The following is a 12561-nucleotide window of genomic DNA, read 5'->3' on the forward strand; positions in this document are numbered from 1 at the left end:
TTTCACTCGACGAAGCGCTCGCCGCGGAAGGTGCGCCGCGGATTGCCGCGCTCCAGCCGGTGGTGCCGCAGACGCCGCTCGGCACGTAGCTGGTCGTCGGCCTCTTCGGCGCGCTCGGCCAGGCGCCGGGCGATCAGCAGCAGCGCCAGACGCTTGTTGGCATGCTGGCTGCGCTCGCTCTGCACCTTGACGCTGATGCCGCTGGCCAGGTGAGTGGCACGCACCGCCGAATCGGTGGTGTTGACATGCTGGCCACCGGGGCCGGACGAACGCAGCGTCTCGAAGCGGATCTCGCTCTCCAGGCTGGTCGACGGCGCAGCAAAACACGCACCGCCGAAGAACCAGTTCTTGCGCCCGTGGCTCGGCCGGTAACTGCTGGCACAGACCCACAGCAGCGAACCGCTCCAGGCCTCGGCCAGCACCTCGGCGCCCTCACCCTGCAGCGCCACCAGTACGGAGCGCAGGGTATCGCGCGACACCCCGGCTTCCTCTTCCAGCACACGCACCTCGACCCGCGCCGCCTCGGCTTCCGCCAGCAGCCGGCGCAATGCCTTGGCCACCGCCAGCGCACACTCCTCGGGGCCTTGCCCCGCCGACAATTGCAGGAGGATCATCAGCAGCACCCTCCCCGCGTCTTGTAGGTGAGCACCGGCTTCAGCCGCGCCAATACCCGCACCAGTCCGGCTTCACGCAGGGCACCTACCACCGAATCGATAGCCTTGTAGGCCTCCGGCGCCTCCTCGTAGATCAACGCCCGGTCGGCGCAGATCACCCGGCTGCCCAGCGCCGTGCGAACCAGCTGCTCGACGCTGTAGCGCGACGCCAGGCGATCCTTGCACTCGCTGCGCATCCATTTGCGCCCGGCCCCGTGGGCCAGGGACAGCAGGCTGCGCTCGTCGGCAAGCGGCTCGACCAGGTAGCTGAAGTCGCCGCGCGAGCCAGGGATCACCATCACCCCCTGGTCCGCGGGCGTGGCGCCCTTGCGGTGCAGCCAGCCGTCGCGACCGTCGATGCATGCCGGCAACACCAGGTTGTGGTTGACGTCCAGCAGCGGCTCGCCGTCGGCGCGCAAGCGCTCCAACATGCGCCGGGCGATCAGCTGGCGGTTGGCCTCGGCAAAACGCAGGGCGCCGTCATGCCGCGCAAGATAATGCGTGCAGGCCTCGCTGCCGGCCTCTAGCCCGGCATGGCCGAACAGGTCGACCTGCTCACGCAGGATCGCCTCGCCCAGCCCCCGCGAGCCGCTGTGCACCAGCAGAAGCAGGCGGTTGCGGGCGATGCCGAGCCGCTCCAGCGCGGCATCGTCATAGCTCAGGTCGAGCTGCTGCAGCTCGGCGAAGTGGTTGCCACCGCCGATGGTGCCCAGCGAGCGCTCGTGGCCGCAGGGTGGCAGGCCGAAGGCGGCAATCGCCTCGGCCCAGTCCTCGTCGAGCGGTGCATCGAGGCTGCCCAGGCGCTTCTCCAGCTTGTCCAGGTGCAGCTTGGCCGTCGCTATATCGGTACGCCACAGCGCCATGCCGCAGCCGATGTCGTTGCCGACCAGCGCCGGGTACAGACGGCCGATGGAAAAGAACGCCGCGCCGACCGGATAGCCGCGCCCCGGGTGCAAGTCCGGCATGCCGGCCACCCGTTGCATGCCCGGCAGGCGAGCGGTGGTTTCGAGTTGTTGGATCGCTTTTCCTTCGATCCAGGTGTCGTCCGCGGCGATCAATACGACGCCGTCGGACAGATTGCGGATGCAATTGCCCATGGTCCAATCCCTATGGGTTGAAACGAAAAGGTTGGGAGTGGCAGGACCGGGCCGGGTGACGCGCGCCGCAGCGAAGGCGGCGGAGAGAATCAGACCAGACGCGACCTGCAAAGGGTGATCAGCTGTTGCATGATGTGCCTCCTTTACTGTCGGTTGAGGGAAGAAGGCGCGCATCCTAGGCCGATTGAACGTAGCTCGCAAGAGCGCCCCACATTTTCATGGAGAGACCCGCATGGCCGACCAGGACCTTGCCGAAGCACTGCACCAGCAAGCCATGGCCCTGCACGACCAGGGCGAAGACGAGCAGGCACTGCAGGTCTACCACCGCGCCCTTGAACTGGACTGGGCCCGGCCGGAAACCCACTACAACATCGGTCTGATCCACAAGTACCGCGGCGAATGGGAAGAATCGCTGAAGCACAACCAGTACGCCGTGCAATTCAATCCCGAGGACGAAGCCAGCAACTGGAACCTGGCCATCGCCGCCACCGCGCTGCAGGACTGGCGCACCGCGCGCGACGTGTGGCAACGCCTGGGGTTATCGATCGAGGCAGGCGATACGCCGATCGAGGCCGACTTCGGCATGACGCCCATTCGCCTCAACCCGGACGACAGCGCCGAAGTGGTCTGGGCCCGACGCATCGACCCGGTACGCGCCCGCCTGCTCAACATCCCCTATGCCGAATCGGGCTCATGCTATGGCGATGTCGTCCTGCACGACGGCGCCTCCGTCGGCCATCGCGAATACAATGGCCATCAGTATCCGGTTTTCAACGCGCTGGAACTGTTTCAGCCGTCACCCAACAGCACCTACGAGGCCAGACTACAGATAGGCAGCCAAGCCGATATCGATGAATTGCTGAGCCTGTTGGAGCAACGGCAGATCGCCGCCGAAGACTGGTCTCGCTCGGTACGCGTGCTCTGCAAGCAGTGCTCCGAGGGCACGCCACATGAACATCACGATGCCCCCGATGAGAGGCCTACCGAGCTGGGCAACGAGCGGCTGCTGGCCATCGCCAGCCCCGACGAGGCAGCCATTCGCGAGGTGCTGGAGGGATGGAGCACTGCATCACGCAATCTCATCGACCTGCAATGCACTCTCGCGGCCGATCAGTTCGAGGAGGACTGATCCTAGAACAGATCCAACTGGCCCGGCGGCGGCGCCGACAGTTCTGCTGGCGACGGTTCGACCAAGGTAACGCCTAGGCGCTGCGCCAACCCCGCCGCCCGCTCGGCTTTGGTATTCACCGCCTCGCTCAGGCGCGCCGGCAGGCCCCAGATTTCCACCTTGTGCTTGGCGCGAGTGATGCCGGTGTAGAACAGTGCTCGGGTCAACAGCGGGCTGGGGCTTTCCGGCAGGGCCAGCAGCACTTCGCTGAACTCCGAGCCCTGGCTCTTGTGCACGGTCATGGCGAAGGCGCTGTCGTGGCTGGGCAGGCGTGCCGGGGCGAAGGCGCGGAAGCCTTCCTCGCCTTCGAAATAGACGCGCAGGCCGTACTCGCTGGCCAGGCAGATACCGATATCGCCGTTGAACAGGCCCAGCGCGTAGTCGTTCTGCCGCACCATCACCGCGCGGCCGGGGTACCAGCGTTCGCGCTCGGCCAGCGAGTAGCGGCGGCGGATGCGCGTCTCCAGCGCCTCATTGAGCCCGCTGACGCCCCAGGGACCTTCGCGCTGGGCGGTCAGCGCGCGGAAGGCGGTGAAGGCGGTGAAGGCCACCGCCGGTTCGCCTTTGCGCGCGGCCTGCAGGTAGGGCAGGTAGCCGCGCTCCAGGCGCTCCAGCAGCGCGGACTGGCTCGGCTCGGCCTGCCAGGCCAGGTCCGCGCGGTTCTCTCTGAGCAGATTGAGTGTGCCGGCGGCATCCCCACCGTTGATGCGCCGCGCCAGCTCTCCGATGCCGCTGTCACCGGCGAAACGGTGGCTGTGGGTGAGCAGCACCACGGCGTCGCCCAGCGCCGAACGTGGCGCCTCGACCGGCACCGTCTGCCGGGTGATGCGCTGCAGCTCGGCGGCCGCTGCAGCGTCGAAGCCACGGCCTTCGCACAGCTCGGCGAATACCGCACCGGCTTCCACGGCGGCCAGCTGGTCCTTGTCGCCGAGCAGGATCAGCCGCGCCTGCGGTGGCAGGGCGTCGACCAGCTTGGCCATCAGCGCCAGGTCGACCATCGACGCCTCGTCCACCACCAGCACGTCCAGCGCCAGCGGCCGCGCTGCATCGTGGCGCACCGCCGGGCTGTCGCCGCGGCTGCCGAGCAGGCGGTGCAGAGTACGCGCCTCTTCCGGCAGCAACGCCTTGAGTTCGTCGGCCAGCGGCAGCTCGGCCTTGGCGTTGCGAATGGCTTCAGCCATACGCGCGGCGGCCTTGCCGGTCGGCGCGGCCAGGCCGATGGCCAGCCGGTCGCCACCCGGTTGCTCCAGCAGCGCGGCGAGCAGGCGCACCACGGTGGTGGTCTTGCCGGTACCGGGGCCGCCGGAGATCACCGCCAGCCGGCGGCGTACCGCCTGGGCGGCAGCCAGGCGCTGCCAGTCCGGTTGTTGCTGGTTGAAGGCGAACAGGCGCGCCAAGCTTTCAGCTAGACGGGTCTCATCTACTTCGGGGCGCTCGGCGGACATGACCAGCAGGCGCTCGGCCAGGCGCTGTTCGTAGGCCTGATAGCGCGCCAGGTACAGCCGTTCGCCTTCGAGGATCAGCGGCGCAAAGGCGCCGGGGGTGCCGACCAGCGCGGAAGATGCCAGCACGGCACGCAGCTCGGCCAGCGCCGGCAGGGCGAAGTCGAATTCCGCCCAGGGCCGGCGACCCGCCACCCGCGCCAGCGGCAGGCACACATCGCCGCTGGCCAGGGTCTCGCTGCACAGGGCGGCGCAGGCCAGCACAGCCTCCGGCGCTTGCGGTTGCAGGCGCTGCAGGCTGGCCAACAGAGCGCGCTCCAGCGGGCCGAGAGGCAGTTCTTGCAGCCTCATGCCGCACCTCCGAACAGCGCGTCCAGCGCATCCAGCAGCCCATCACTGGGCCGGGCGAAATACACCCCGGCCGCCGGCATGCCGCGCAGGAACAGGTACCAGGCGCCGCCCAGCTGCTCGTCTCTGAAGCCGGCCAGACGCGTGCGCAGGAAGCGGCGCAGCGCCACCAGGTAGATCAGGTACTGCAGGTGGTAGTGCTCGGCGGCGATGGCCTGCTCCAGGCGCTCGGCACCGTAGTGCGCGGCGGTCGGGCCGAGCCAGTTGGACTTGTAGTCGAGGATGTACCAGCGCCCGGCGTGCTCGAAGGTCAGGTCGATAAAGCCCTTGAGAAAGCCCTTGAGCTCGTCGAACTGCAGACGCTCGGCGGCCTGGCGCATGGCCGGTGGCAAACCGTGGGCCGGGTCGGCCAGCAGCTCACGCAGGCGCTCCACGTCCAGCCGTTCGACCGGGAAGGTGAAGCCCAGCTCGGGCAGGCGGCGACTGGGTTGCAGGGCCGACAGGCGCAGGCCCTGGCCATCCAGATCGGTATCCAGCACCGCCTGCAGCTTACTGGTGGCGATCTCGCCCCACAGCTCGGCGTCGATACCGTGGGCCTGCAACGCGGCCGGCACCAGCTGCTCCAGGCTGCCCTTGTCGCGCATCCAGTCTTCGAGGATGGCGTGCAGGCAGGTACCGGCGCGGGCGCCGCGGGGAAAAGCGAAGAAGCCGGCACCCGGCTCGCTGGCATCGACCAGGGCCAGGGTGTCGCGGTCCGGTGCCTCCATATGCATGCCGGCGGAGAGGCCGGAGAAGCTGCCGATGCGCCAGGCGCTGCCGAGGCTGCGGATGAAGGGCTGCAGCGCCTGCGGCGCTTCGGCGCGGCTCTCGCCGGCGGCCTGGGACTCTTCGCCGAGCGGGGCCAGGCGGGCGATCAGCCCGGCGCTGGCCTCGGCCAGGCGATCCAGTTCGGCGGCCAGGGCCGGGCCTTCGCGACTCGACAGATACTGCGCCAGTTCGCCCAGAGCATCGGCGCCGGGCAGCTCGCGGCCGTGCAGCAGCCAGGCCAGGGCGCTGCTGTGCAGGCCCTCGTCGGGCAGCGAGCCGTCCTTCTTGGCCTTGGGCAGGGCGGCCGGACCCCAGTGCAGCCACAGGCGATCGCGGGCACGAGTCAGGGCCACGTAGGTCAGGCGCAGCTTCTCGGCGAAGCTCTCGCGGCGCGCCGACTGCAGGCGCTCGTCCAGGCGCTCGCTGCCGAGGTCGAGCAGCGGCTGGCCGTGTTCGTCGTGGCAGCGCGCGCTGTCGGTGTGCTGGCCGAGCAAGCGGCCGTCCCACAGGAAGGGGCAGAACACCAGCGGATATTCCAGGCCCTTGGAGGTGTGGATGGTGACGATCTGCACGCGCTCGGCATCGCTTTCTAGGCGCAGCAGGGCATCCTCGCCGGCGCCCTCGCTGCCGCGCTGGCCCTGGAACCAGGCGAGCAGCGGCTCCAGCCCAGGACGCTGCAGGCTCTCAGCCTGCAACAGCTCGCCTAGGTGCAGCAGGTTGGTCAACCGCCGCTCGCCATCGATACCGGCCAGCAGACGCTCAGCCACTCGCTCCTGGTCCAGCCAGGCCCTGAACACCCGCATGAAACCCTGTTGCTGCCACAGCTGGTGGTACTGCTCAGCAGCAGCGCGCTCGGCGTCCCAGGCGCGTTCATCATCCTGGCAACGGGCGATCTGCGCAGCATCACGACCGAGCAGGCGGGTGGCCAGGGCATAGCGCAGCACGCCCTCACGACCGGGCTCGGCGTAGGCGGCCAGCACCGCGGCCAGCTCGCCGGCCTCCTCGCTGTGCCAGACGCTGTCACGGCCACGGCGCACACTGGGCACGCCGCGCGCGGCCAGCTCGGCGGCGACCGACGCGGCCTCGCGGTGGTTGCTGACCAACACCGCAATATCGCCGCCTTTAAGCGGAGTCCGCTTAAAGCTGCTGCGCCCCGCGATAGCTGCGCCAGGTCCTCGCTCCGAACTCGCCGTACTATTCGTACTGTCTCGTTCGTCGCTCCGGGCCTGACTTGCTCTCACGGGGCTCGCGACGCTTTGCACGGACTCCGACGGCTCTATTTCTTCCTCGAAATAGGCGACACCTTGCGCACTGGCGGCAAGCAGCGAGGCGATCCGTCGCGCCGTGTCCAGCGCCGCCAGTTCGCCGGCCCAGGCCTTGTTCATACCCTCGTCGCCGAGCCATACGAGGCCCAGCGGCGCACTGCCGTCCTGCTCAGGCAGCACCAGCGCCGCCCGCGACTTCTTGCCGGCGCTGACCGGCGGATAGACCAGTCCCTCTTCGGCAAAAGGCTGCGGACGGTCGAACAGCTGGTTCAGCGCGGCGATCAGCTCGGGCGTGGAACGGTAGTTGAAGGGCAGATCGTACTGCCGCTCGGCAGCGTCGCGCGCCTGTAGGTAGGTGGCCAGGTCCGCACCGCGAAACGCATAGATGGCCTGCTTGGGATCACCCACAAAACACAGGTCGCCGCCATACCGATAGATGCGGTCGAAGATCGCGTACTGGATCGGGTCGGTGTCTTGGAATTCGTCGATCAGCGCTAGCGGGTACTGCTCGCGTAGGCGCGTGGCCAGATCATCACCGGCGGCGCTTTGCAGCGCCTGGTTCAGATTGTTGAGCAGGTCGTCGAAGGCCAGCAGGCGCTGCGTCGCCTTGCGCTTGGGCAGCTCGACATTGAGGCGGTCGAGCAGCTCGACCTGCAGGGCGATCAGCTTCTGCTGGCCGGCCGGCACGGCGGCGGCCAGCGCCTCGCCCAGTGCATCCAGGGCCTCGGCCACGCCACTCTGCGGCGCGTCGAAGCCCTTCTTGGTGGCCTTGAGTAGCGCGGCCGCGCCCAGCTTGGCCAGGCCGTCCGGCGCCTCGAACAGCGCCGCCGGGTCGGCGAAGTAGGCATCCAGCTCGGCCGACCACAGCGGCAGCTTGGCCAGCTTGTGCGTGCTCTGGCTGAGGCCGCCGTGCTCGCGCAGCACCTCGACCCAGGCGTAACCCTCAGCCCGCCACAGCTCGGCGGCGCGCTGCCAGGCGGCGCTGGCGGCATTCAGCTCGCTCTCACCCACGCTCTCGCGCGGCTCGATGCGCAGGTAGGGCTTGCCCAGATGACTGCGCAGGGCCTGGCGCAGGGTCGTCGGGGTGATGCGCTGCTTGGCCAGGAAGCGCGCCCAGGCCGGGTCGGCCTCGGCCAGCACATGGCGCCAGGCGTCACTGAGCAGGGCGTCGAGCACTTCGCGGTCGTCCTGGGTTAGCTCGGCGTCGAAGTCGCCGCCGGCCTCGAAGGCCGAGTCCTGCAGGGCGCGCTGGCAGAAACCGTGGATGGTGAAGATCGCCGCCTCGTCGAAGCCGTGCACGGCCAGCAGCAGACGGCGGCGTGCCGCCTCGCCGGGATGGCGGCGATGCAGCTCATTGAGGAAGTCATCGCCGCTCGTACCACCCTCGTACAACGTCAGCAACTCGGCCAGGCGTGCACGGATACGCTCGCGCAGCTCGGCGGTAGCGGCGGTGGTGTAGGTGACCACCAGAATCTGCCCGACGCTCAGCTGCTGCTCCAGCAGCAGGCGGGCGTACAGCGCGGTGAGGGTCCAGGTCTTTCCGGTACCGGCGCTGGCCTCGATCAGCGAGCGGCCGGCGAAGGACGAGTCGTGCAGGTTCAGGCCGCTCATTCGGCGTCCTCCTCGGCGCTGGCCAGCGCCTTGAGCCCGGGGCCGAGCAGGCGTTCGGCGAGGGCCTCAAAGCGCGCATCGAGCGGCTCGCGCTGGCGGAAGGCGAGGGCGTACCAGGGGTCGTCGATCTCGCCCGGAATCGGGCTGAATTCGGCACCGTGCCAGGCGGCCTCGGCCTTGTCGCGGGCGGCGTCGAGCGGTTCCTTGCGGCTCTTGGCGCTGGGCGTGACCAGCGCCTTGGCGAATTCGTAGCTGCTGCGGGTGATAAAGGGCGACGGCTCGCACAGCGCCTCGCGGTAGGCGGCCAGCCAGGGCTCCAGCAGCGCCTGGGCATCGCTCAGCGGACCGAGTTGCCAGTCACCGGCCGGTGACACCAGCAGGCTCTCGCGGGCGATATCCGGCGTGGCGGCCACATTCAGCAGCAGATGGCGCAGCCAGAAGCCGGGCAGGTCCCAGGCGCCGGGAGCGGCCAGGCGCCAGTCGAACAGGCCGCTGGAAGTCACGCCGTCCAGCCAGCCATGCAGGCGCACGCCGGCCAGTTCGATATCCACCAGCAACGGTTGCGGCGCCTCCTCCGGGCGCGCTTCGAACAGGCGCGGGGCGAAAGCACGCACCGGGCCACGCTGCTTGCCCCACAGGGCATGGCCCAACTCGCCGGGCGGCAGCCAGCCGGCGGCGCGGGCGATGCGCCGCTCCTGCTCCTCGGACCAGCCACGTTCCACCGCCTGCAGGGCCAGCTGGCGCAGGCCACGCCGCGCCGGACCTTCGAGGGCGAAGGGTTCATCGGCGGCGATGGCCTCGTCGGCATCGGCCAGGCGCAGGCCCAGGCGCTGCTCCAGCAGGAAGCGCGCCGGGTGCTTGAAGCAGTAGAGCAACTGGCTCGGCTCGATCACCAGCCAGTCGGCATTGGGTTCCGGCAGACGCTGGATAAAGGCCGGCGCGCTGGCCGCCGGCGCCTCGGCCAGGCGCTGGGCGGCGCGGAACCAGGGCGAGGCGAAGCCACGCCGCGCGCCCGTCTGCTCGAAGTTGCCGGGGGAGAAGGGCTGTAGCGGATGTTCGATGATGATCTGCGCGCTGGCCTTACCGCCTGCGGAAATGCTCGTGAGATCGACCGCCTCCAGCAGCTCGCTGACCAGCACCGAGGGCGGCAGCTCGGCGTTGTCGCGCGGGTCTCGGCCGACATAGCTCAGGTACAGACCATCGCGGGCACTGAGCAGGGTCTCGAGGAACAGGTAGCGGTCGTCCAGGCGCCGAGCGCGGTCGCCACGGCGTGGGCGTTTGGCGATCAGGTCGAAGCCGGCGGCCGGGGTGCGCCGGGGCAGGGCGCCGTCGTCCAGGCCAAGCAGGCAGACCTGGCGGAACGGCAGGCTGCGCATCGGCACCATGGTGCAGAAGGTCACCGCGCCGGTGAGGAAGCCCGAGGCGCCGCTGCCGCTCTCCAGCGCCGCGCCGAGCTGCTGGCGCACCAGCGCCAGTTCCACTGGCCGGGTGATGGCGGAGTCCTCGGCCTGGCGTGCCAGGGCCGCGCAGGCCTGGCTGAGCAGGAGCAGGGTGTCGCCGGACTCGCGCTCATCGAACAGCGCGTCGATCAAGCCTTGCAGGTCCAGCGCCCAGTCGGCCAGCGGACGGGCGCGCTGCAGGCGTTCGGCGAGACCGGCAAGCTGTTCGACGAAGGCGCACAGGCGCCCGAGCAGCTGCGCGCGGGCGCCTTCCAGGGCATCCAGCGGCAGGCTGTCGCCGAGCAATGGCACGCCATCGCCGGCCAGTTGCGGCGGCGCAAGGAAGCCCAGCAGTAGGCGATCCAGGCCCTGGCGCCAGGTGAAGGCATCGTCAGCCGGCAGGTCGAGGGCGGCACGATGGCCGCCGTCACGGCCCCAGCGCACGCCGGCCTGGCGCAGCCAGTCGCGCAGCAGTGGCAGGTCCTCGGCCTCGATGCCGGCGCGACGGGCAATGGCCGGCTGCTCCAGCCAGGCGAGGATTTCCTCGGCGGCGAAGCGGCTCTCCGGCAGGCTGAGCAGGCCGAGGAAGGCCTCAATCAGCGGCGTCTCGGCGCGCAGGCTGCGGTCGGCCAGGCTGTAGGGCACATAGGGCGCACCCTCGCGGCGGGCAAACACGGCTTCGATATAGGGCGCGTAGCGCTCGATATCCGGGGTCAGCACCACCACCTGATCCGGGCTCAGCTGCGGGTCGGCAGCGAAGCGGGCGAGCAGCTGGTCATGGAGGATTTCCACCTCGCGCAGCGGCGAGTGGGCGATATGCAGCTCCAGCGAACGGTCGTCCGCGCGCAGACTCAGGCGCTCCTCGGGCGTACGGGTGCGCAGGCGCAGGATGTCCTGCTGCAGGGCGTGCAGCAGGCTGTCGTCGGAAAGCTCGTTGTCCTGCGGGTAGATGCCGTGCTCCTCGGCGATCTGCCCGAGCAGGCTGTCGAAGAAGTCGCGGCCCTGCTTGCCCAGGCTGGCCAGCAGCGGATGGCCGACATCGAGGTACCAGTCGTCCGGGCTGACCTCGGACTGCGCCAGCTCGCGCACATCGCGAATCTCGCCCCAGGCCTCGCGGCAGGGATTGAGGGCGAACACGATAACGTCGGTGTGCCGCGCCAGCCCTTCCAGCACGCGCAGGTGATGCGGCGGCAGCGAGCTGATGCCGAACACCAGCAGGCGCTCGGGCATCTCGGCAATGGGCTGATCGGCATGCAGCCGCGCCAGCAGCTCGCCGAGCAGGCGCGCGCGGTGCGGGTGGCCGTCCTTGGTCAGCTCGGCCCAGAGCAGCGCCTGCCAGGCTTCGTCCGGTCCCAGCTCGCACAGTTCGCCACGCTCCCAGGCCGCCAGCCAGTCGTCGCGATAGAGCAGGTACTGGTCGAACACGTCGGCGATCTTCGCCGCCAGGGCCAGGCGGCGGCGTTCGTCGCCGCCGTGCAGATAACGTTCGAGGCGCTCGGCGCGGGCCAGGTTGGCCGGCTCGCACAGCCAGTCGTACAGGCGCCAGGTCATCGCCTGGGGATTGAACGCCGACTGCTCGGGCAGGGCGCCGAGCACCTGGCGCGCCAGGGCCCAGACGAAGCTCGACGGCAGCTGCACTTCAAGGTGCATGGCGATGCCCTGCTCGCGTGCCAGCTGCAGGGTCAGCCAGCGGCCGATGCCCTGGCTCGGCACCACCACCCGCGCCGGCGCCAGCACATCCGCCTGCGGCTGGGCGAGCAGCTTGCAGGCCAGCAGGCCGAGGGTTTCCAGGTCGGGGGCGTGGTACAGACTGAGCATCGAAGAGTGTCGGTGAATGGACTGCCGGCAAGGTTAACAAGAAGCACTGGGAATGCGGCTTTTTTGCTACCGTGCCAGCGCCAACATAACAACGACGCAAGGAGCGCAACATGGCATCTGGCAATCCCTCGCTATCCGAAAAAGCCTTCAGCAATCTGGACGTATCCGCGGACCCGATGACTCTCGGCGGCACCGTCAACAAGACCGCGATGCTGCTGGCCCTGACGCTGATCTCGGCGGTCTGGGTGTGGAACAGCTACTTCAGCAACCCCGAGGCCGCCGCCGGCCTGATGCCCTGGGTGCTGGGCAGCGCCATCGGCGGCTTCGTGCTGTCGCTGATCATCATCTTCGCCAAGCGCACCGCGCCCTACCTGGCGCCACTGCACGCGCTGGTCGAGGGTGTATTCGTCGGCGCCATCTCGGCGTTCTACGAGGCCAAGTTCCCGGGCAGCGTCGTGCAGGCGGTGGCGCTGACCTTCGGCACCCTGTTCTGCCTGCTGGCCGCCTACCGCAGCGGGCTGATTCGAGCCACCGAGAACTTCAAGCTCGGCGTGGTCGCCGCCACCGGCGCCATCGCCCTGCTGTACCTGGTCAACCTGGGCCTGCGCCTGTTCACCGACCTGTCGATTCCCTTCATCCACGAGAGTGGCGTGCTCGGTATCTGCTTCAGCCTGTTCGTGGTAGTGATCGCCGCGCTCAACCTGGTGCTGGATTTCGACTTCATCGAACAGGGTGTCGAGCAGCAGTGCCCGAAATACATGGAGTGGTACGCCGCCTTCGGCCTGATGCTGACCCTGGTCTGGCTGTACCTGGAAATCCTCCGTCTGCTGGCCAAGCTGCGACGCTAAGCCGCCTTCGGCGGCTCGCCCCGCCGGGCACTTGTCCCGGATCAACAAGGGGCGCACCGCACTGG

At 69.1% G+C, this 12561-nt stretch carries 7 protein-coding genes; 2 read left to right on the forward strand and 5 right to left on the reverse strand.

Annotation, left to right across the window (positions count from 1 at the left end; genetic code table 11):
- Positions 1 to 2 precede the first annotated feature (2 nt).
- Positions 3 to 614 carry a peptide chain release factor H gene (gene prfH, locus IB234_RS02080; RefSeq protein WP_192313081.1) on the reverse strand — a complete coding sequence of 204 codons (612 nt, stop codon included), beginning with the start codon at positions 612 to 614 and terminating at the stop codon, positions 3 to 5.
- A complete protein-coding gene (locus IB234_RS02085) occupies positions 614 to 1750 on the reverse strand; it encodes an RNA ligase RtcB family protein (RefSeq protein ID WP_192313083.1) in 1137 nt (378 codons plus the stop codon). The genes prfH and IB234_RS02085 overlap by 1 nt, the downstream gene beginning before the upstream one ends.
- Before the next feature lie 232 nt (positions 1751 to 1982).
- Between IB234_RS02085 and IB234_RS02090 the strand changes: the two genes are divergently transcribed.
- Positions 1983 to 2879: a tetratricopeptide repeat protein gene (locus IB234_RS02090; RefSeq protein ID WP_192313085.1), complete on the forward strand. Its 897-nt coding sequence runs from the start codon at positions 1983 to 1985 to the stop codon at positions 2877 to 2879.
- 2 nt (positions 2880 to 2881) lie between these two features.
- On the opposite strand, the gene recD is transcribed toward IB234_RS02090, so the two are convergent.
- Genes recD through recC form a run of 3 tightly spaced genes read right to left on the reverse strand, consistent with a single transcriptional unit; the run spans position 2882 to position 11648 of the window.
- Positions 2882 to 4711 carry an exodeoxyribonuclease V subunit alpha gene (gene recD, locus IB234_RS02095; RefSeq protein WP_192313087.1) on the reverse strand — a complete coding sequence of 610 codons (1830 nt, stop codon included), beginning with the start codon at positions 4709 to 4711 and terminating at the stop codon, positions 2882 to 2884.
- Positions 4708 to 8391 (reverse strand): UvrD-helicase domain-containing protein, encoded by a 3684-nt coding sequence (locus tag IB234_RS02100; protein ID WP_192313089.1) that lies wholly within the window; start codon positions 8389 to 8391, stop codon positions 4708 to 4710. Before IB234_RS02100 ends, recD begins: the two co-directional genes overlap by 4 nt.
- Positions 8388 to 11648 carry an exodeoxyribonuclease V subunit gamma gene (recC, locus tag IB234_RS02105; RefSeq protein WP_192313091.1) on the reverse strand — a complete coding sequence of 1087 codons (3261 nt, stop codon included), beginning with the start codon at positions 11646 to 11648 and terminating at the stop codon, positions 8388 to 8390. Before recC ends, IB234_RS02100 begins: the two co-directional genes overlap by 4 nt.
- Positions 11649 to 11758: 110 nt before the next feature.
- On the opposite strand from recC, the gene IB234_RS02110 reads away from it, so the two are divergent.
- Complete coding sequence (locus IB234_RS02110) at positions 11759 to 12496, forward strand: Bax inhibitor-1/YccA family membrane protein (RefSeq protein WP_192313093.1); 738 nt, start codon at positions 11759 to 11761, stop codon at positions 12494 to 12496.
- Positions 12497 to 12561: the final 65 nt, after the last annotated feature.

Origin of the sequence: Pseudomonas sp. PDM16, from assembly GCF_014851865.1 — a bacterium.
Classification (GTDB): Bacteria; Pseudomonadota; Gammaproteobacteria; order Pseudomonadales; family Pseudomonadaceae; genus Aquipseudomonas.

Bases quoted from the DNA above. Each gene is read 5' to 3' on its own strand.
- recD (WP_192313087.1), bottom strand. From the start codon at position 4,711: ATGAGGCTGCAAGAACTGCCTCTCGGCCCGCTGGAGCGCGCTCTGTTG.
- IB234_RS02090 (WP_192313085.1), top strand. From the start codon at position 1,983: ATGGCCGACCAGGACCTTGCCGAAGCACTGCACCAGCAAGCCATGGCC.
- IB234_RS02110 (WP_192313093.1), top strand. From the start codon at position 11,759: ATGGCATCTGGCAATCCCTCGCTATCCGAAAAAGCCTTCAGCAATCTG.
- IB234_RS02085 (WP_192313083.1), bottom strand. From the start codon at position 1,750: ATGGGCAATTGCATCCGCAATCTGTCCGACGGCGTCGTATTGATCGCC.
- IB234_RS02100 (WP_192313089.1), bottom strand. From the start codon at position 8,391: ATGAGCGGCCTGAACCTGCACGACTCGTCCTTCGCCGGCCGCTCGCTG.
- recC (WP_192313091.1), bottom strand. From the start codon at position 11,648: ATGCTCAGTCTGTACCACGCCCCCGACCTGGAAACCCTCGGCCTGCTG.
- prfH (WP_192313081.1), bottom strand. From the start codon at position 614: ATGATCCTCCTGCAATTGTCGGCGGGGCAAGGCCCCGAGGAGTGTGCG.